We start from the raw sequence: 19,372 nt of genomic DNA, 5'->3' as shown, positions 1-19,372 counted from the left end.
GTTATTAAGCGCAGATCTTGCGGTGAATAGTTGTGAAATGATCTCGTAATTTTCAACTTTTATGCTATGATGGCGCTGTAGTCTGGGGGTGTTATTGGCTTCGACGCTGATGATGAAACTCATAGATGCATGCCGAGAGCGCATTTTCTCTCGTAAATCAAATTTGCATTTAAATAGTCGCAAACGACGAAACTTACGCTCTAGCTGCCTAAGGGCCGCTTGTCCGCTTCACTGAATACTTGTGGTCAGTGAACCCGACCGAAGCGAACGCACACAAGTCCGTATAGAGCCAAGCCTCGGGGCTTTATACCAAACTTAGAGGATCGCACTTTGAACCCTGTTCGTCGGGTCTTAAAGTGTTAAAACAATAGACGATATCTAAGCATGTAGTATTCTCGAGCGTAGTGTTGGCGGACGCGGGTTCAACTCCCGCCACCTCCACCAGAATTTATTTTATAAATCAGCCACTTATGTAAGTGGCTTTTTTATTTGCCACATTTTTATTTCAACAAGTAGAAATATCAGTGGCCTTATGCTGTGTGTGCCACGCTTAATTTTGCAATTTCTTGCTTGTTCTTATCCCCATGCAGCGGCTACTGGTATACATTTGCCAAAGAAAATTCACGTCAATATTTTAAACAGGGAGATATCTTTCCTGATTTTAAAAGTGATTGGGGGATTGTATTCTGGCAGTTTGATGGTGAAGAATAATAGAATGTACGACCGCTCTTTTAAGAGGAGATTTTTATTTCTTATTAATTTGATTTAAAAAAAAACAATAAATTAGACCGTCATGAAAAATGTAAAGGACTAGATAAACCAAAGTGTACACGGACAGTGACTGCATACGATATTAAGTTAGAGTTTGTTTTACCTAATGAGGTGTTGGAGCGATAAGATAATGTTCATATCGGTGAATGATCAATAAATAGATTGGCAAAAATGATTGAGCTTGGACATAAAAGATACAAGTTTGTTTAGAGATAAAAAGCATAATAGAAGATTACAATCGACATATAAGCCCTATAAATTGAATCCGCGTACCATGCTTTTATAAAGCAGAATAAAAATTGCAACTCTATTTTAGAGTGATGGAGCCTGTAAATAATTTTGTGTAATTGCTTTTCATCAATTTAAAGGTGATTGCTTAAGCGGTCACCGAATTCAATAATAAAGCGGCTCATGGCTAAACGCCAGTCGCGAATCGCGCATATTCCACTTTTTAGATGCTGCATCAATTGCCAGGCAAATCACTTTACGTACAGAATCATCCGTTGGAAAGACTTTACGTTTTTTGATCGCTTGGCGTATTACGCTGTTTAATGACTCGATTGCGTTGGTAGTGTAGATGGCTTTGCGTATCTCGGCTGGATAAGCAAAGAAGGTATTCAGATTCTCCCAGTGTGTACGCCAGCTTTTGCTGATCTGTGGGTACTTGTCATCCCATGTTTGGGCAAATTGATCCAGGGCCATCAAGGCTGCCTCTTCAGTGGGTGATTGATAAACGGCTTTTAAATCCTGAGTGACCGCCTTGTAATCTTTCCATGACACGTATTTCAAGCTGTTGCGCAGCATGTGGATAATGCACAGCTGGATATGGGTTTGCGGGTATACGCTGTTAATGGCATCAGGAAAGCCTTTTAGTCCTGAGAAGCACTGCTTCGCAAGGCAGGCGATCAGAATATCCTGCAACCCTCGGTTTTTAAGCTCAGTCAGGACATTCAGCCAGAACTTGGCACCTTCATTCTCAGTCATCCACATGCCGAGCAGTTCTTTGTGTCCATCAAGATTAATGCCTAAGGCAAGGAATACAGCCTTGTTGATGACACTGCCATTATGACGGACTTTAACCACAATACAGTCCATATAAACGATGGGATAGATCACATCCAGCGGACGGTTTTGCCATTCAGCAACCTGCTCATTGGCGGCATCCTCACAGCAGTGCTGTTCGCCTTGGAAATGAGCGTTGGAGATGCATCGGCATCGTACATTTCCTTGAAGGTAGCAACGATTTCACGGGTGGTCATGCCTTTGGCATAAAGGGATAGAATCTGGCTATCCATTTGCGTGATACGGGTCTGATTTTTCTTAATCAACTGAGGTTCGAAAGTGCCATCACGATCACGTGGTGTGGTGATCTCAATCTCCCCATCATCGCTAAGTACAGTCTTACTAGAATAACCATTGCGTGAATTTGAGCCAGATTTACGGGCATTTTTTTCATGTCCCAGATGTTCGGTAAGTTCGGCATTAAGAGCCGTTTCAACAGTGAGTTTGGTCAACAATCGGGTGAATTGGTTGAGGTCGTCTTCTGTTTTGATTCCTTTAGCAAATTCTGCTGCAAGGTCTTTTAGTTGTTGTTCGTTCATCATATTGCCTGACTCCGTTGTGAATATGAACATAGCAAATTCAGGCAATTACACAATTTAATTTACAGTCTCGAGTGATGAGTAATTGCACTTCTGGATTTTTTAGTCAGCACGATAAACTCCAATTTCTCTTTAAAAATCCTCAAATTGGGGTAAGATGTGACAACAGATTTTACCGTTGAGATCACAATGAGCTTTTTAAAAAAGAAAAATAGCGCGAGTTTTGTCTTCTTTATTATTACGCTGTACTCATTGATTGGTTTTGGTCTAGGCTATGTGATCTGGGAATATCTGCTGTAACGTTTTCTTAGTCGCTTTATCCAATAATTATTGAATCATCAGCAAGTTATTAAACTTGCTGACTATCACTGTTTTGTATTCTTCCTCTAAAGCCGACCCTCATCCAGACGATCAGCTTTTATATGTAAGGATAAATTTTTTACGCTGTTTTCTGTGCCAATAATGTCGCAAAGCGCTGTTGAATACGCTTGCCCTGTTCATCGACACGGTGCAGTTCACCCACATTTTCATTGTATTTCAGCAAAGTCCAGCCTTCATAATAAGCTTTTAACTCACCGGCTTTAAAGCTAAAAGGGAAGTCCGGTTGAATCGGATAATCTTCACTATCCATCGCGCAAACAATCAGGTTAAGGCCACCAGCTTTGGTGGCCTGCTGCATCTGCTGAATCAAAGTCGGGATGGTGTCGGGTTGTAAAAACATCATCACCACCGTGCAATACACAAAATCGTATTGACCCTGAATCTGTGGATTAATATTTAAATCCCGTAGCGTGGTATGAATGCTCTGAATCTGTTCCTGCTGAATAATCTCGTTCAGGCGCTCCAGACTTTGGGCATTGACATCCCAGGCATCGACCTGAAAACCGTGCTGACTTAAAAACAGCGCATTACGACCACTGCCACAGCCAACATCCAGCGCCGTGTTGCCCTGTAAAGATGGCTGTGCGGCCAGAATTTCTGAATGGGTCGGGGTCAGTTTATATTTTTTGGCAAAGTAGTCATTGGCTGTGCAATAAAAGCTGAGCTGACATTCGACATCGGCACTGGCCGAAACAATCTTGTGCCACACTTGCGGCTCAAGCATGGGCGGTTGCTGTTCCGGGCTAAACAGATGTTCAGACAACAGCGTGCCTGCTTCATCGAGCAAGGCAAAATGCAATTCACCTTTTAAAACCTTCAGTTGGGCCCAAGTGCCGGCTTTGGTATTGTGCTGGCGTAAAAAGCCGGGCGGGATAGTGTCTTGTGTCCAGATCGGTAGCTGTTTATAGCATACGAGCGTTTGCATCTTTTCTCCATGTGCACTTGGGGTAAATGTCATTAAACCCTAAGCCTGCACAATATGCCAGAGAAGGAAGGGGAAAGGGCATGATTTCATCGGCCCACTTCCAATTATCTAGATGACTCAATCCATACTATTTTAGCGGTGAATCTTCAGCTCAAAATGATCTCCACATTTCCATTTTTGCAGATGTATTAGCGTTTTGAAAAATACTTCAGTATCAAATGGTGAGAATTTAAAATTGAAAACCAGATCACATTTTGGGCTTATAAAAGCGTCTACCCTTTAGAAAATTATCAACTGACCCGTTGGTGGGTGGCTAAAAAATAAGTAAAACTAAGTGAATGATATAAAATCATAAATATTTTATTGCTTTATTTTGAAAGCAAGGGCAAAAAGCAAAAAAACGGGATTAATTAACAAATGTATACACAAATAATAATAAAATAATGGTTGAATCTGCGCAATTGCTCGAATGTAGCATCGTATCTTCTTGTCTGTACCATGAATTCCGCGCGCCTTATGTCTCCTCTATTTCAGTTTATTAAAGCGGTCCAGATTTTTGTTTTCTTTCTTTGTAGTATGCTCATGGGTTGGGCACAGGCGGGAAATGAAATGAAAAACTTGACGATCCTTGCCTACCACGAAGTCACTTCTGAACCACAACCGTTAATGCCTGAATATGCGATTGAGCCTAAACAATTGCAGCAGCATCTGGACTGGCTGGTACAAAATGGCTTTCAGTTTATTGGCAGTCAGCAACTGTTAGAGGCACAGCAACACAACAAGGCGCTACCGGAAAAATCAGTCTTGCTCAGTTTTGATGATGGCTATCAAAGTTTTTATCAGCATGTCTATCCTGTTTTAAAACAGCGGAATATTCCGGCCGTGTTGTCGGTGGTTGGGCGCTGGTTAGAACCAGCAGAACAGCAACAGGTTAATTTTGGCGGGCAACTGGTGTCACGCCAGCATTTTTTAAGCTGGGCACAGTTAAAAGAATTACAGGCCAGCGGTCTGGTGGAAATTGCCAGCCACAGTTATGACCTGCATAAAGGCATTGTGGCCAATCCGCAGGGCAATGAATTGCCAGCCACCGTAGCACGTGCCTATTTTCCGCAGCAGCGTTATGAAGATAACAACGCTTATCAGAAACGTATTCAGCAGGACTTAAAAGCCAATCAGCGCCTATTGCAAAAACATGGCCTGAAAGCGCCAAAAATTATGGTCTGGCCCTATGGTCGCTATAACTTGCATACGGTAAAAATTGCTGAAAAACTGAAGATGCCAATCAGCCTGACGCTGGATGATGCCGAGAATCAACCTGTAAACAGTTTTTCCAGATTGCCGCGAATCCTGATTCAAAAACACATGGATGCAGCGCTACTGGCCAAAGAAATCCAGAAACATCAGCAGCAGCGCACGGACAATGATCGTCCGCAAAAGATCATGCATGTCGATATTGACTATATTTATGATCCGGACCCGCAGCAGCAGGAACGTAATTTAGGCTTATTGCTGGACCGGATTCAGCAGATTGGCGTCAATACCGTATATTTGCAGGCATTTTCTGATCCGGATGGCAATGGCTCGGCCGATCTGGTCTATTTCCCGAACCGTTATATTCCAATGCGTGCCGACCTGTTTAACCGTGTGGCCTGGCAAATCCAGACCCGGACTCAGGTACGTCGTGTCTATGCCTGGATGCCGGTATTTGCCTGGGAATTACCGGTCTCGAATCCGGTGGCCCAAGATCTGGTGCAAACCGAGCAGCCGCATAGCGGTAAGCATCTGAACATGGGCTATCACCGTTTAAGTCCATTTTCGCCGCGCGCCCGCAACACCATTAAAGGCATTTATGAAGATCTGGCCAAATCGGCGCAGTTCAACGGCATTATTTTCCATGATGATGCCACCTTGTCCGATTATGAAGATGCCAGCAGCTGGGCCAAAAAGGCCTATCAGCAGCAGGGCTTAGCGACTGATCTGGTACAACTGCGTGCTGATGATACTGCCTTGCAGAAATGGACAGCTTATAAAGTCAAAGTGATTGATGATTTTGCCATGGAGCTGGCCGAGACCGTGCGGCAGTATCAGCCTTATTTGCAGACCTCGCGTAACCTGTATGCGCAGGTGGCGCTGTCGGCCTATTCAGAAAACTGGTATGCCCAGTCGCTGGAACAGTCGCTAAACCGTTATGACTTCACCGCGATTATGGCCATGCCATATATGGAACAGGTCGATGATCCGGCGCAGTTTTATCAGCAGCTATTGAGTCGGGTGCAGCAGTATCCGCAAGGGCTGCGTAAAACGGTGTTTGAATTGCAGGCCGTCGACTGGCGTAATGGCAATAAAATTCCATCTGCGGAAATTGCGGAAACAATTCAGAAACTCTATCAGGCCGGTGTGAAGCACATTGCCTACTATCCGGATGATCCGATCCAGAATCATCCTGATCCGGCTGTGCTGCGTCAGGCCTTCCAGTCTCAGCCCGCATCCGCACCGTAACAGGCTAGAGGAACAACCATGTTGCAAGAACTCTGGCAATCGGTGCTGAACTTTGTGTTTTATTATCCGCTATTCATGTCCTATTTATGGATGATGGGCGCGCTGATTTTCTATGTCAAAGAACGCAAAGATCCGACCTTTACCCAGCCACCGGCTTTACAGGAATATCCTTTGGTGGCGGTGCTCATTCCGTGTTTTAACGAAGGCGATAATGCCGAGGAAACCATCACCCAGGCACTGGCATTAAAGTATCCCAACTTTGAAGTCATCGCGATTAATGATGGCAGCTCGGACAATACTGGCGAGGTACTGAACCGTCTGGCGGCCCAGCATCCACGGTTAAGGGTGGTGCATCTGGCGGAAAATCAGGGCAAGGCCATGGGCCTGCAAGCCGGCAGTCTGGTCACCGATGCTGAATATCTGCTTGGAATTGATGGCGATGCCTTGCTCGATCCACATGCGGCTAGCTGGATGTTACGCCATTTCCAGCGTGATCCGGCGGTGGCCGCCGTTACGGGCAATCCGCGAATTCGCAATCGCTCGACCTTATTGGGCCGGGTCCAGGTCGGAGAATTCTCCTCGATTATTGGCATGATTAAACGTGCCCAGCGCACCTATGGCCGTATTTTTACTGTTTCCGGCGCGATTACCGCCTTTCGTAAAAGCGCGGTACATCAGGTCGGTTACTGGTCGCACGATATGCTGACCGAAGATATTGATATTTCCTGGAAACTGCAGCGTGCCGGCTGGAAAATTGAATTTGAACCGAATGCACTGGTCTGGGTACTGATGCCGGAAACCCTGCAAGGCTTATGGAAACAGCGTTTGCGCTGGGCCATGGGTGGGGCGCAGGTGTTAAATAAAAATATTGATGTAATTTTTAAGCCCAAGCTGAACTATTTGTGGCCGCTGATTCTGGAAATGATGCTGACTCTGGTCTGGTCATATCTGCTGCTGTTGCTGTGTCTGCTCTGGATGTTAAGTTTCTGCCTGCCTATTTTACCGTTGCCGGAACTGCAATCGCCGTTTTTACCGCAAGGGGTGGGTATTGTGCTGGGCGCGACCTGTTTGTTCCAGTTTATGGTCAGCAAATGGATGGACAGCCGCTATGAAAAAAATCTGGCCAAAAACTATTTCTGGATGATCTGGTATCCGTTCATGTTCTGGCTGATTACCGTATCGGCCAGTATTGTGGCGTTTCCAAAAATGCTGCTGCGTGGGGAAGGGAAACGTGCACGCTGGATCAGTCCCGATCGTGGAATTAAACGTGACAGCTAACTGTCGCGATGTGATGTGTTGAGAGTAAAGTTGTGAAAGCCAATGCTTTAATTATTGATTATCGCTATGAATTGCCGTGGCAAAAGCGTTATGCCTCGAACGTGTGTACCGCCGGCTTATGGCTGACCTGGGGCCTGTTGTGGCAGCCGGTTTTAAGCAGTCTGGGTTTACTGGATTTGGAACGGGATGCACTGATTCAGCAAGTGGCCCAGCTAATGCTAAGTATTCTGCAAAACGGTTTTAGCGCGCTGGTGGCTTGTGGCTTGAGTTTATGGCTGTGGACCAACTATATTCCGGCGCACTCCATCCAGACCATGCAACCGGCACCGTTAAACCAGTTTGCCGAGCATTTTCAGCTGGAACCGGTCATGTTAACGCAATCTCGTCAGGCTAAAATTGTCACGGTCTATCATGATCAGGAGGGCAAGATTGTCGATTTACAGGCACATTCCCAGCACCCTGTATCTTAAAGGTCGGCTGGAATTCGGCTGCTCTGGTTTTATATCTGCAAAAAAACAGGCAGCCTGATAAGCTGCCTGAATGGAGATAAGAATCGCGCTTGGAATGAGGATTAAAGCTTGCGCCAGACCTTGTGTTCATCTTGAAATGAAATGGTGAAATTAAATTCAGTGTCGGCCGTGACCAGATACGCCGTTGGTGTGGTCATCAGGACTTTTAAAATAGTGCCTGTCTCAAAATGGATAGGTGGGCAGTTCTCTTTCTCAAGTACCAGAGGCTGAATAAGTTCAACAGCTTTCACTTCCATCATGATTTCCCTCAAAAATGTATTATGTATCACATATTTATCTTAGCATTGTCTGGTCGGGAATATGGGTTTTATTTGTCAGATTATAAATAAGTAATTGATATTTTAAAAAATAAAGTTAAATTTTTAGTCTAAAAATTGGTATTTTAAGCTCTTGATTTTTTATTGTTTTACTAAAAATAGTCAGGGGGAGTATCGGGGTTTTATATTGCTTTAAATACTGGTCAGCGGAAAAATCGGTACTGAAAAGTACATGCGCTGTCTGGGAAATCTTGTATATTGCTCATGTTGAAGTCATCGCGTGGCGCATTGCACGCTGCAATGTTGTAAACGCGGATTTTCAACATCTTGAAAAGAATAAAGGAAATAGAACACTGCATGTTTAAGTCATTTTTTCCACATCCGAAATGGTTTTTTAGTTCGCTGTTACTCTGGTTCATTCTTAATCTGGTGCTGTGGTATTCCGGTGGACAAGGCTGGGGCACCATCATCGGTTTGCCTGAAGGCTATCATGAAGCAGAACTCCCGATTGGGGTCAGCCGTTTCTGGTCACCGGCATTTCTCTGGTTCTATCTCTGGTATTTTCTGGCCACAGCCATTTTTGCAATTTTCTGGCGGATTCAATCGGATAATCCCTGGCAGCGCTGGTCGGTGTGGGGCTCATCCTTCATTCTGTTTAATATCTGGTTCTGGGTGCAGGTGAGCGTAGTCATTAACGCCTGGTACAGCCCGTTTTATGACCTGATCCAGCAAATGCTGAGCAATGGCGGCGGTGATGTGAATAACCTCTATGCCGAGATCATGACCTTTTTGTATGTGGCAATTGTGGCGGTGACGGTTTCGGTATTTAACCTGTTCTTTGTCAGCCACTATGTGTTCCGCTGGCGGACGGCAATGAACAATTATTACACCGCCTACTGGGACCGCTTACGTCATATTGAAGGGGCATCGCAGCGTATTCAGGAAGATACCATGCGCTTTGCCCGTACCACCGAAGGTCTGGGGGTGAGCCTGATTGAAGCGCTCATTACCCTGATTGCCTTTTTACCGGTTTTGGTGACGCTATCGAGCCATGTGAAAACCCTGCCAATTCTGGGGGAAATTCCTTATGCGCTGGTATGGGCGGCAATTGGTTGGGCGGTGTTTGGTACCGTACTGCTGATGGTGGTCGGTTATAAACTGCCAGGACTGGAGTTTAACAACCAGAAGGTGGAAGCGGCTTATCGTAAAGAACTAGTCTATGGGGAAGATCATGCCGAGCGTGCCGATCCGCTGACTTTGAAAGAGCTGTTTAGCAAGGTTCGTCTGAACTATTTCCGCCTGTATTTCCATTATGCCTATTTCAACCTGGTACGAATCTGGTACATGCAGCTGGACAATATTTACGGTCTGTTTGTGCTGTTCCCGAGTATTGCTGCGGGAGCGATTACCCTTGGCCTGATGATGCAGATTGGTAACGTGTTCGGTAAGGTACGTGAATCGTTCCAGTATTTAATTGCCTCCTGGCCCACCATTATTGAACTGCTGTCGATTTATAAACGTTTAAAAGCCTTTGAATCGACCCTGGATGATTAAGTCATTCCCAACTGACCCGCTGTTAAGGCGGGTTTTTTAATGATCGGATGAAAGTGTTAAGGCGTTCAGGTTTCGTTGTTAAAACTCTGGATATTTTGCATTTATCAGATGATAGTGCGGGGCAGTAGTAATAAATAAACGAGAAATATCAAGTAAAATCAATTGGCTAGATTTGTTATTTGCGCCTATTTGAGCTATGTTTTGAGTGGGGAAAAATAGAGAATAAAGACGTGAATGTCAAAACCTTCATGATGTTGGCTGGGGTCGGTGTCGTCTTTTCGGGCTGTGTCAGTGTAGAGAGTTTTAGTCCAGATGCCTTGAAGCACTTTGCTTCGCCACAAGAGCTGATTGCGAAAAAAAATCTGAATCAGGCCAATGGTTCAGCCAAAGCCTATGTATATGACTGGGGACCACAGCGTAAAGAGCTGGCGGCAGAATCGCTGATTCCGCGCAAATATATGGGCAGCTATTGTCAGTCGCAGCAAGGACATTTAAAACTGGCCTATAAAAGCACGATGTCGATGCTGAAAAATAGCTGGTCCAAAAAACTGTTGGCGACTTATCGTGATGTTAATCAGGGCATTGGTGCCTATCGCTGTGTCAGAAAAAATGGCCCGGACTGGATTGTTTCAATTGAGCCGGTCAGCGAGCGTAAACGCGATGGCCAGGGTGAAGTCCGCATTGTGCATTTACTTACTCAAGTCATGACGGAAGATGAAGCACGGCGTTTTTATCGTTCGGCATCTTCCAGCAGCAAGAAGGCTAATACGAATACCAATCGGAATAATAAAAACACTAAAGCTGTTGCCAAAGAGCCGGAACCCAAAGAAACACCGGAACTTCCAGCCGAGAAAACCCCAGCACCCGTAAAAGCAGCACCTGTGGTGGCTGCAACCCCACAACAGCAGCAGATGAAATATTATGTCGCTGCCCGCCGTGATTTAAACAGCGGCCGCAATGAGTTAAATGCCTGTAACAGCGCACAGCGGGCCTATAATTATGGCCGGTTGCAGGGCACCAATGCCCGGAATGTCTATGCTGAATCGGGGATTTTACTGGCGCGTTGCTTAAGCGCTGTGCCGAGTTTTAGTAACCGTTTTTCCCAGCCCAAAGCCCGGGCCAAACGGATTTTGCAGGAGCTGGCCAACCAGCATAATCATGCCGGTGCCAAGCGTATGCTCAGGCAAATGAAATAGTCAGTATAAGTCACAAGGAGAAGCACATCACTTCTCCTTTTTTATACGCGTTACACAGTCATAACAGGTGAGATTGCTGCTTGCATGCTACAAATAGGCTATTTCTGGTATGAGCCGATATTAGTGAGGTATAGCATGATGCAGTTGAGTCTAAAGCAGCTACGAGGATGGGGCCTGGCGTTTGCGCTCTTGGGTTGCTCACAAGTGAGTACGGCTGGTCCGGCCGTTGATCAGCTGAGTGACTGTCTGGTGAAGTCGACCACGGCAACCGATAAAACTGCGGTATTACAGTGGACCTTTGTAGCGCTATCTGCACATCCGGATTTAAAACATTTGAGTCAGGTGACGCCAGAACAAAAACAGGCTTTAGATCAAAAGCTGGCAACCGTTTTGCAGCGGATACTGGTAGAGCAATGTTCCGCGCAGGCCAAAGCAGTGATTCAGTCTGAAGGCATCCAAGCGGTCGGTAGTAGTTTTCAGGAACTGGGACAAATTACCGGGGAAGAACTTTTAAAGACGCCTGAAATTAAAAGTCAGTTGAATGGTGTACTGCGTTATCTGGATTTAAACAAGTTGATGATGACCTTTTTGACGCCAGATGTGTGGAATAAGTTGGGGGTGATTCGGGGGCAGTGATGCGGGTTTTGTCTTCTCGCTTATACTTCGTTTTAAAATTTACCTCTCCCTAACCCTCACTAGTGTGTTAAAACTTGCTCAGGAGAGGGAAGCTTTTAATAATCCTCTCCCTAACCCTCTCCTTTTTAAAGGAGAGGGAACACCGCGTATCCAATTAATCACATGACAAAGTCTCCCTTTTTTAAAGGGAGATTTAGAGGGATTCTGAAATCACGCATACAAAATGACTTTGACAGTTGAATGCGTCCTAAGTCTTCAAGTTTGGTAATAGAGGATACTTTTTTTATAGTCATAATGAATTGGGCTTAGGATTTGACTCATGATCATTAGTTGTATTGAGATTAAGTCTTTCTGACTTTAATAAACTCGTAGTCATTTTTAGGACTTCAGTTGATGATTTGATTTGATCTTGTATTAGACTTTCCGTGGATGAATAATGTGTTTCATCTAATGGTTGTCCAAAATATTTTAAAGCGAGTTCTTTTCTTACTTCATTTTGAGCTTGGTCACTAATTGTAGATAAGAAACTAGGGATTGCTTCTAATTCTAAATGTCGTTGTTCTGCAATATCTGCTAACTTTCTATAATGTGTAGCTTGTTTAAAATAATAAGTTATTAAAAATATCGCAACTAGCAAAATTGTTACTTTTAAAGCAATCAAAGATGATAATAAGTTTTTGTGAAAGCTGTAAATTATTAAAAAAATAACAGTGCTAATTATACTTAAGCCTATTGTGCAATAACCCTGAAATTCTAATTTTTTATACCTTTTTTCATATCTTGTGTTTGCACCTTCATAAACTTTTTCAGTTGCAACCCCTTGTAATTTATTTGTTAACTGATCGATTTTTTTTAACTTTTGTTCTGCAACTTCGATTTTTTGATTAATAGCAACTTCAATAACTTGATTTACGAAATGATAGTTATGTCTAAAATTATCAATTAAATCTAATGCTGTAGTAACGTGATCAATTTGAGTTTTCATGTGTAGGTTAGAAAAGTTATTTGAGTTACTAGCTTTAATGTTATCAAACAATATTTTTATATTTCCTAATACATCTGATAACACTTTCTTTAAATTAGTAAAAGTATCTAATTCATTTCTGTAATTTGTAATTTTAGTTTCTAGTGATCCTAATTGAACTATAAGTTGTTTTAATTCTGAATCAAGTGTGGAATGTTTGGTAATCGCTGGGTCTTGAAGCTTATGACTAAAAGCGTTTGCATCATCTAAATTATTTTTGAGTATATTAAGTATTTCATTCATAGAAAAAACCCCGCATTAAGCGAGGTTTTTATAACATAAAATCAATTGATTAGCGAATAAATCAACCAATCAATTTTTTCATCAATTCATTGACTTGAGCAGGGTTTGCTTTACCTTTAGACGCTTTCATGACTTGACCAACTAGACCGTTGAAAGCTTTCTCTTTACCAGATTTATACTCTTCAACCATCTTCTCGTTGGCAGCCAGCACTTCCTTAATAATTGCTTCAATTGCGCCTGTATCAGTTTCCTGTTTCAAGCCTTTTTCCGCAATAATCTCGTCCGCAGTTTTGCCTTCTTCCCACATAAAGCCGAACACCTGTTTCGCAATCTTACCGCTAATAGTGTTATCAACAATACGTGCAATCATGCCACCCAGTTTCTCAGCAGAAACAGGAGAGTCAGCAAGGTCTAGGCCAGCTTTGTTAAGCGCTCCTGAGAATTCACCCATCACCCAGTTTGCCGCAATCTTACCTTGTGCAGCGCCACCAGCAGCTTTCACCACATCTTCGTAGAACTCTGACATTTCACGCGTCAGCGTAAGCACGTGCGCATCGTATTCAGTTACACCAAAGTCAGCTACAAAACGCGCACGGCGTGCAGCAGGCAGCTCAGGCATGGTCGCTTTAATCGCTTCGATCTGTTCGTTAGGAATGACTACAGGCAATAAGTCCGGGTCTGGGAAGTAGCGATAATCGTTCGCTTCTTCTTTAGAACGCATTGAACGGGTTTCCATCTTCACAGGGTCGAACAAACGGGTTTCCTGGTCGATGGTACCATCCCATTCCAGAATTTCCATTTGACGTTCAATTTCAACATTAATCGCCTGTTCAATGAAACGGAATGAGTTGAGGTTTTTCAATTCACAACGTGTACCGAATGGTTGACCCGGACGACGTAAAGATACGTTACAATCCGCACGGAATGAACCTTCGGCCATGTTACCGTCAGAAATGCCTAACCAGCGTACCAGCGTGTGAATCGCCTTGATGTAGGCAACAGCTTCTTCAACAGAACGCATATCGGGTTCAGATACGATTTCAAGTAGTGGTGTACCAGCACGGTTCAAGTCGATACCTGACATGCCTTCAAACTGGTCATGGATGGATTTACCTGCATCTTCTTCAAGATGCGCACGCGTCACGCCAATACGCTTAGTCGTACCATCTTCAAGCTGGATGTCGATATGACCCAAGCCCACAATCGGGTTATCCATCTGGCTGATCTGATAGCCTTTTGGAGAATCCGGATAGAAGTAGTTTTTACGCGCAAATACTGAAGCCTGGTCGATATACGCATCGATACCCAGACCAAAGCGAATCGCAAGATCAACCACTTCTTTGTTCAGTACAGGCAGTACACCTGGCATGGCTAAATCAACAAGGCTGGCTTGCGTATTTGGGTCTTGACCAAATTCGGTAGAAGAACCAGAGAAGATTTTAGATTTAGTCGCAAGCTGGGTGTGAATCTCGATCCCAATGACAACTTCCCAGCCATCAATCAGGTTAGATTTTGGTTTCGCGTTATTCTTCGCCATTATGCGTTCTCCTCAGCAATTGCCGCACGTTGTGTATGCCAATTGGTGGCTTGTTGGTACTGGTGCACCACAGACAACAATTGAGATTCTGACCAGTAATTACCAATCAGCTGTAAGCCAACTGGCAGGTTGTTCTGGTCAAAACCAACAGGGGCATTAATGGCAGGCAGACCGGCCAGGTTCACCGCAAGGGTGTAAATATCACCCAGATACATTTCTACCGGGGTCAGGTCAGCACCTACTTTATAGGCGGTAGTCGGTGCAGATGGCGCAGCAATCACATCGACCTGTTCAAAGGCTTTCAGGAAGTCTTGCTGAATTAAGCGGCGAACTTTCTGCGCTTTTACATAGTAGGCATCGTAATAACCGGCAGACAGGGCATAGGTACCAATCAGGATACGGCGCTGTACCTCGGCACCAAAACCTTCTGAACGGGAGCGTTTGTACAGGTCCAGAATATCTTTTGGATCTTCACAGCGATAGCCATAACGTACGCCGTCATAACGTGACAGGTTTGAAGATGCTTCCGCTGGCGCAATCAGGTAATAGGTTGGTACATAGGCTTCAGTCATGTTGAGATCAACCTCAACCAGAATGGCACCCATCTCTTCTAATTTTTTTAGCGATTCTTCAACGCGCGCTTTTACATCTGCGGCCAGACCGGCAACATTAAAGTACTGTTTTGGAATACCAATACGTAAACCTTTTAACGATGTACCGTTTAGATTTGCCACGTAGTCATCGACATCTTTCTCGACCGACGTTGAGTCTTTGGTATCATGACCCGCCATCACGTTCATCAGATATGCACAGTCTTCCGCAGAGCGTGCCATTGGACCGCCTTGATCCAGTGATGATGCATAGGCAATCATACCGAAACGCGATACACGGCCATAAGTCGGTTTCAGACCGGTCAAGCCACAGAAAGAGGCAGGTTGACGAATCGAACCACCGGTATCGGTACCGGTCGCAAATGGCGCCAGATCAGCCGCGACCACTGCAGCCGAACCGCCTGAAGAACCACCCGGTACACGATCCAGTGCCCACGGGTTTTTGGTTGCGCCAAAGTATGAGCTTTCCGAGGTCGAACCCATTGCGAATTCGTCCATGTTCACTTTACCTAAAGTGACTAAGCCAGCAGTTTTACCTTTGGCAACCACCGTAGCATCGTAAGGTGAAATAAAATTATCCAGCATTTTAGAACCAGCGGTGGTTTTAATGCCTTGGGTACAGAAAATATCTTTATGCGCAATAGGCACACCGGTCAGCACACCAGCGCCGCCAGCTTGACGCAACGCATCGGCAGCATCGGCTTGGGCCAGCGCCTGTTCCGCAGTTACGGTGACATAGGCATTGACCTGGGCATCAATTTTTTCGATGCGTTTTAAATAATGTTCGGTCAATTCGCGAGCAGAGAATTTTGCATTGGCTAAACCCTCAGTCAGTTCACGAATGGATAAGCGATGTAAATCTGTCATGAGAAATATTCTTTACCTGAATTCAACAAAAAGATGAGCGCTGAAAAAATTATTCAATTACGCGTGGTACCAGATACAAACCGTCCTGCACGGCAGGTGCAACAGCCTGATATTCCTCACGATGGTTATCTTCAGACACCACATCTTCACGTAGCGGTTGAGGGTGGTCAAATGGGCTTTTCAGTGGCTCAACGCCATCGGTATTGATGCCTTTTAAGGTTTCCATCATGCCTAAAATTTTATTTAGACTTTGAGCATATTCAGCAGATTGCGTATCATTGAGCGACAACCGAGCAAGATTGGCGATTGCTGAAACTGTTTGTGCATTTAAATCTGCAGAATGCTGTGCATCCGATGTAGACATAACATCACCTAATCAGTATTAAAAATTTTCAAAATATCGTGCGTTATAATAAGCGATTGACTTGTCCAAAGCATCACATTTAGTTAAAGTTGCCAACTTGCGTCCACATAAAGTTTAATCGAGAACGACTCCGTGATTCTAAAACGACTAATTGGCTTGTTTTCACCAGATCTAGCCATTGATTTAGGTACAGCAAATACACTTATTTATGCGCCAGGACGAGGCATTATATTAAATGAACCGACGGTTGTGGCAATTCGTCACAGCGGTTCACAGAAAATCGTTGCCGCAGTCGGTCTGGATGCTAAACAGATGCTGGGTCGTACACCTGCCAATATTTCTGCCATTCGTCCAATGAAAGACGGCGTCATTGCCGACTTTGAAGTGACTGAAACCATGCTGAACCAGTTCATCAGTAAAGTGCATGAAAAGCGCCTGTTTCCGCCTGCACCGCGCGTGGTGGTGTGTGTGCCATGCAAATCGACGCTGGTTGAACGTCGCGCCATTCGTGAGGCAGTGTTTAATGCCGGTGCGCGTGATGTCCGTTTAATTGAAGAACCGATGGCTGCAGCAATTGGTGCCGGTATGCCGGTTGAGCAGGCGTGTGGTTCGATGGTGGTCGATGTGGGCGGTGGTACAACTGAAATTGCGATTATTTCGCTACAAGGTTGTGTCTATGCAGATTCACTGCGTATTGGGGGCGATGTGTTTGATGAGCAGATCATCAACTATGTCCGTAAAGCGCATGGCTGTGTGATTGGTGAAACCACAGCAGAAACCATCAAGAAAGAAGTGGGCATGGCAGTTCCGGAAGAAGGTGCGAAGCCTCTGGAAATTGAAGTACGTGGCCGTAACCTGGCCGAAGGGGTGCCACGTGCCATTACCGTGACTTCTGATGAAATTACTCAGGCGATTTCTGATCCGCTACAAAATATTGTGTCGGCAGTAAAATCGGCGCTGGAACAAACACCACCAGAATTGTCTTCCGATATCGCCGAGCGCGGTATTGTCCTGACCGGCGGTGGTGCCTTGCTGCGTAATCTGGACAAGCTGCTGGCCAAAGAAACCGGCTTGCCAGTGGTTGTGGCTGAAGAACCTTTAACCTGTGTCACCCGTGGTGGTGGCAAGGTACTGGAATTCTTTGATAATCCAAACCATGACATGTTATTTGTAGGCTAATCAAAAGGACCCGGCGGTGCAATCACATCTGTTTTCCAGACAACCGCCATCTTTTCGCTCCTTTATTATTGCGGTCATTACATGCCTGGTGGTGCTGTTTTTTAACTGGCGCATGCCGCATGTAATTCAACCGGCAAGGGATCTCTTGTACGCGGCATATAATCCGATTTATGCGCTGGCAAGTTATCCGGTGTTGTCGCGAGAATGGCTAAGTCAACAAAGTAAATCTGAAGCCCAGCTGCGTCGTGAAAATACCGCGATGCAGGCTGAGCTGCTTCAGGCACAGGTACGCCTGCAAAAACTCTCCGAACTGTCTGCCGAAAATACCCGTTTACGTGGCCTGCTCGATACGCCATTGATCATTGACGGACGCATGGAAATTGCCGAAGTGATTGGGACCGATGCCGATCCGCTACGGCATATTATTGTGATTAACCGCGGTGCCAACCGTCAGCTCAAAGTCGGGCAAACCGTGCTGGATGATCGCGGTATTATGGGCCAGATTGTTGATGTCTATCCGCACAGTAGCCGGGTGATGCTGCTGTCCGATAAAGAACATTCGCTGTCGGTACGTCTGGAACATACCGGTATGCGCGCGATTGTTTCGGGCACGGGTGACTTAGGTCGTTTAAAAATGGAATATGTGCCGACCAGTGCCAATATCAAAGTCGGTGAAAAAGTCTATAGCTCCGGACTTGGTGAACATTTCCCGGCAGGTTATCTGGTCGGAACCATTTCCAAGGTTAGCCGGCATAACTCGGGCGAGTTTGCGCAAATTGATGTGATTCCTGCTGCACAGCTGGCCGGTGGACATCATGTGGTGGTGTTATTCTCTGAATCCTTATCACGGGAGCAGCCACATGCCAATCGCTAAACTGGGCCAGCGTAAACCTAAAGATCCTTTATTCCCGATTATCTTCTCGGTCATTATTGCCTCGGTGCTGCTGGTTTATCCCTTGTCTTATGGCTTATCGGGCTGGCGTCCGGTATTTATGATGATGGTGATGCTGTTCTGGGTCATGAGCCAGCCGACCTGGTGCGGCGTCTGGTTTGCCTTTGGCACCGGCCTGTTTGCAGACTTGCTGCTGGATGCCCCGCTGGGCATGAATGCCTTAAGTTTTGTATTAATTACTTTCGTGGCGCGATTCTTGACCCGTGAACGGCGGGTGATGACTTTTGCCAATTTATGGGTGATTGCCAGTATTGCCATTGTGGTCCATCTGGCGCTGATCTGGCTGTTACAGGTTATGGCTGGTATTGAATTTCCATTTGCCCGTCACTGGCAACCGGTGCTGTCCAGCATTCTGGTCTGGCCGGTGCTGTATTATCTGCTACGAAAATGGCGCAGCGTATAATTCTGGCCTCCAGCTCACCTCGACGCCGTGAGCTGCTTGCACAGTTGGGGCTGCAATTTGAGATTTACAGCCCGGACATCGACGAGTCTATCTTGCCAGATGAGCCAGTCGAGCAGTATGTTGAGCGGCTGGCCTGTGCCAAAGCCGATGCTGTGTTAGCACGTTTTCCAGAGGCGATTGTGATTGCTGCCGATACCAGTTTGGGCGTTGATGGGCAGATTTTAGGAAAACCAGAATCCAAGGCGCATGCCTTTGCCATGTGGCAGCAGATTTCTGGTCGAAAACATGATGTATTTTCAGGTGTTTGCGTACGCACAAAAGCAGAAAAATACAGTATAGTGGTACGTACCCAGGTTGAATTTCAAGCGCTGAGCCAAGCTGACATGGAGTGTTATTGGGCCAGTGGAGAGCCGCTGGGCAAGGCGGGAGCCTATGCCATACAGGGCATTGCAGCACGTTATATCCCGCGTATTGAAGGCAGTTATAGCAACGTGGTGGGATTGCCGCTGCATGAAACCGTACAGTTATTACAGACAGTTAAGGCACTAAATTAACTGCTGCTAC

At 45.3% G+C, this 19,372-nt stretch carries 17 protein-coding genes, 1 other RNA gene and 2 pseudogenes; 13 read left to right on the top strand and 7 right to left on the bottom strand.

Translation table 11 applies throughout. The annotated features are described in order from the left end of the window. Positions 1–84: 84 nt before the first annotated feature. Positions 85–444, top strand: a transfer-messenger RNA (tmRNA) gene (gene ssrA, locus FTT89_RS03680). A 348-nt stretch (positions 445–792) separates the two neighbouring features. Beyond that, a pseudogene (locus tag FTT89_RS14520) lies at positions 793–897 on the top strand (hypothetical protein); the annotation flags it as partial. 236 nt (positions 898–1,133) lie between these two features. On the opposite strand, the pseudogene FTT89_RS03675 reads toward FTT89_RS14520, so the two are convergent. Further along, positions 1,134–2,372, bottom strand: a pseudogene (locus tag FTT89_RS03675) (IS256 family transposase). A gap of 189 nt (positions 2,373–2,561) precedes the next feature. On the opposite strand from FTT89_RS03675, the gene FTT89_RS03670 reads away from it, so the two are divergent. Continuing rightward, positions 2,562–2,672, top strand: a complete 111-nt coding sequence (locus FTT89_RS03670; protein ID WP_005179737.1) for a hypothetical protein — start codon at positions 2,562–2,564, stop codon at positions 2,670–2,672. Between the two features lie 139 nt (positions 2,673–2,811). On the opposite strand, the gene tehB is transcribed toward FTT89_RS03670, so the two are convergent. After that, complete coding sequence (tehB, locus tag FTT89_RS03665; RefSeq protein WP_180172692.1) at positions 2,812–3,678, bottom strand: SAM-dependent methyltransferase TehB; 867 nt, start codon at positions 3,676–3,678, stop codon at positions 2,812–2,814. 576 nt (positions 3,679–4,254) lie between these two features. Here tehB and pgaB point away from each other — a divergent pair. From pgaB to pgaD, 3 genes are read left to right on the top strand one after another with little or no spacing between them, the layout of a single operon-like run. Then, positions 4,255–6,177 (top strand): poly-beta-1,6-N-acetyl-D-glucosamine N-deacetylase PgaB, encoded by a 1,923-nt coding sequence (gene pgaB, locus FTT89_RS03660; protein WP_257229682.1) that lies wholly within the window; start codon positions 4,255–4,257, stop codon positions 6,175–6,177. Between the two features lie 18 nt (positions 6,178–6,195). Further along, on the top strand, positions 6,196–7,455 hold the full coding sequence (pgaC, locus tag FTT89_RS03655) for a poly-beta-1,6-N-acetyl-D-glucosamine synthase (RefSeq protein ID WP_005179732.1): 1,260 nt from the start codon (positions 6,196–6,198) through the stop codon (positions 7,453–7,455). A 32-nt stretch (positions 7,456–7,487) separates the two neighbouring features. Continuing rightward, positions 7,488–7,925, top strand: a complete 438-nt coding sequence (gene pgaD / locus FTT89_RS03650) for a poly-beta-1,6-N-acetyl-D-glucosamine biosynthesis protein PgaD (RefSeq protein WP_180172690.1) — start codon at positions 7,488–7,490, stop codon at positions 7,923–7,925. A 101-nt stretch (positions 7,926–8,026) separates the two neighbouring features. Here the strand turns inward: pgaD and FTT89_RS03645 are convergent, their stop codons facing one another. Next, a complete protein-coding gene (locus FTT89_RS03645; RefSeq protein WP_016659392.1) occupies positions 8,027–8,224 on the bottom strand; it encodes a hypothetical protein in 198 nt (65 codons plus the stop codon). Positions 8,225–8,599: 375 nt separating this feature from the next. Here FTT89_RS03645 and sbmA point away from each other — a divergent pair, with 375 nt between their 5' ends. The 3 genes from sbmA (at position 8,600) to FTT89_RS03630 (ending at position 11,628) form a co-directional block, all read left to right on the top strand. Beyond that, positions 8,600–9,796: a peptide antibiotic transporter SbmA gene (gene sbmA, locus FTT89_RS03640; RefSeq protein WP_168399897.1), complete on the top strand. Its 1,197-nt coding sequence runs from the start codon at positions 8,600–8,602 to the stop codon at positions 9,794–9,796. Positions 9,797–10,026: 230 nt separating this feature from the next. Continuing rightward, a complete protein-coding gene (locus tag FTT89_RS03635) occupies positions 10,027–10,992 on the top strand; it encodes a hypothetical protein (RefSeq protein WP_104499288.1) in 966 nt (321 codons plus the stop codon). A 135-nt stretch (positions 10,993–11,127) separates the two neighbouring features. Further along, on the top strand, positions 11,128–11,628 hold the full coding sequence (locus FTT89_RS03630) for a hypothetical protein (RefSeq protein ID WP_180172689.1): 501 nt from the start codon (positions 11,128–11,130) through the stop codon (positions 11,626–11,628). Between the two features lie 289 nt (positions 11,629–11,917). On the opposite strand, the gene FTT89_RS03625 is transcribed toward FTT89_RS03630, so the two are convergent. From FTT89_RS03625 to gatC, 4 genes are all read right to left on the bottom strand, one after another. Continuing rightward, entirely contained in the window at positions 11,918–12,895 is a 978-nt protein-coding gene (locus tag FTT89_RS03625) for a hypothetical protein (protein WP_180172688.1), read from the bottom strand. Positions 12,896–12,956: 61 nt separating this feature from the next. Then, entirely contained in the window at positions 12,957–14,432 is a 1,476-nt protein-coding gene (gene gatB / locus FTT89_RS03620; RefSeq protein ID WP_180172687.1) for an Asp-tRNA(Asn)/Glu-tRNA(Gln) amidotransferase subunit GatB, read from the bottom strand. After that, entirely contained in the window at positions 14,432–15,910 is a 1,479-nt protein-coding gene (gene gatA / locus FTT89_RS03615; RefSeq protein ID WP_180172686.1) for an Asp-tRNA(Asn)/Glu-tRNA(Gln) amidotransferase subunit GatA, read from the bottom strand. Before gatA ends, gatB begins: the two co-directional genes overlap by 1 nt. Before the next feature lie 49 nt (positions 15,911–15,959). Next, positions 15,960–16,274 carry an Asp-tRNA(Asn)/Glu-tRNA(Gln) amidotransferase subunit GatC gene (gene gatC / locus FTT89_RS03610; RefSeq protein WP_045796270.1) on the bottom strand — a complete coding sequence of 105 codons (315 nt, stop codon included), beginning with the start codon at positions 16,272–16,274 and terminating at the stop codon, positions 15,960–15,962. A 132-nt stretch (positions 16,275–16,406) separates the two neighbouring features. On the opposite strand from gatC, the gene FTT89_RS03605 reads away from it, so the two are divergent. The 4 genes from FTT89_RS03605 to FTT89_RS03590 are packed head-to-tail and all read left to right on the top strand — an operon-like array spanning position 16,407 to position 19,362. Beyond that, complete coding sequence (locus FTT89_RS03605; RefSeq protein ID WP_005179708.1) at positions 16,407–17,453, top strand: rod shape-determining protein; 1,047 nt, start codon at positions 16,407–16,409, stop codon at positions 17,451–17,453. Between the two features lie 16 nt (positions 17,454–17,469). Next, the gene (mreC, locus tag FTT89_RS03600; protein ID WP_005179707.1) at positions 17,470–18,327 is read left to right on the top strand and encodes a rod shape-determining protein MreC; all 858 of its coding nucleotides are present in this window, start codon (positions 17,470–17,472) and stop codon (positions 18,325–18,327) included. Beyond that, positions 18,314–18,808 carry a rod shape-determining protein MreD gene (gene mreD / locus FTT89_RS03595; protein ID WP_045796272.1) on the top strand — a complete coding sequence of 165 codons (495 nt, stop codon included), beginning with the start codon at positions 18,314–18,316 and terminating at the stop codon, positions 18,806–18,808. Before mreC ends, mreD begins: the two co-directional genes overlap by 14 nt. Then, a complete protein-coding gene (locus FTT89_RS03590) occupies positions 18,793–19,362 on the top strand; it encodes a Maf family nucleotide pyrophosphatase (protein ID WP_180172685.1) in 570 nt (189 codons plus the stop codon). Before mreD ends, FTT89_RS03590 begins: the two co-directional genes overlap by 16 nt. Positions 19,363–19,372 lie beyond the last annotated feature (10 nt).

It is taken from the genome of Acinetobacter sp. YH01025, assembly GCF_013420185.1.
GTDB lineage: Bacteria > Pseudomonadota > Gammaproteobacteria > Pseudomonadales > Moraxellaceae > Acinetobacter > Acinetobacter indicus.
Note: the sequence above shows the minus strand (reverse complement) of the source record. Positions and strands in the feature narration are given on the sequence as shown.

Coding starts and splice junctions, on each gene's coding strand:
- FTT89_RS03590 (WP_180172685.1), top strand. CDS start 18,793: ATGGCGCAGCGTATAATTCTGGCCTCCAGCTCACCTCGACGCCGTGAG.
- gatB (WP_180172687.1), bottom strand. CDS start 14,432: ATGGCGAAGAATAACGCGAAACCAAAATCTAACCTGATTGATGGCTGG.
- pgaC (WP_005179732.1), top strand. CDS start 6,196: ATGTTGCAAGAACTCTGGCAATCGGTGCTGAACTTTGTGTTTTATTAT.
- FTT89_RS03645 (WP_016659392.1), bottom strand. CDS start 8,224: ATGATGGAAGTGAAAGCTGTTGAACTTATTCAGCCTCTGGTACTTGAG.
- mreD (WP_045796272.1), top strand. CDS start 18,314: ATGCCAATCGCTAAACTGGGCCAGCGTAAACCTAAAGATCCTTTATTC.
- gatC (WP_045796270.1), bottom strand. CDS start 16,274: ATGTCTACATCGGATGCACAGCATTCTGCAGATTTAAATGCACAAACA.
- FTT89_RS03670 (WP_005179737.1), top strand. CDS start 2,562: ATGAGCTTTTTAAAAAAGAAAAATAGCGCGAGTTTTGTCTTCTTTATT.
- FTT89_RS03630 (WP_180172689.1), top strand. CDS start 11,128: ATGATGCAGTTGAGTCTAAAGCAGCTACGAGGATGGGGCCTGGCGTTT.
- gatA (WP_180172686.1), bottom strand. CDS start 15,910: ATGACAGATTTACATCGCTTATCCATTCGTGAACTGACTGAGGGTTTA.
- pgaB (WP_257229682.1), top strand. CDS start 4,255: ATGCTCATGGGTTGGGCACAGGCGGGAAATGAAATGAAAAACTTGACG.
- sbmA (WP_168399897.1), top strand. CDS start 8,600: ATGTTTAAGTCATTTTTTCCACATCCGAAATGGTTTTTTAGTTCGCTG.
- FTT89_RS03625 (WP_180172688.1), bottom strand. CDS start 12,895: ATGAATGAAATACTTAATATACTCAAAAATAATTTAGATGATGCAAAC.
- tehB (WP_180172692.1), bottom strand. CDS start 3,678: ATGCAAACGCTCGTATGCTATAAACAGCTACCGATCTGGACACAAGAC.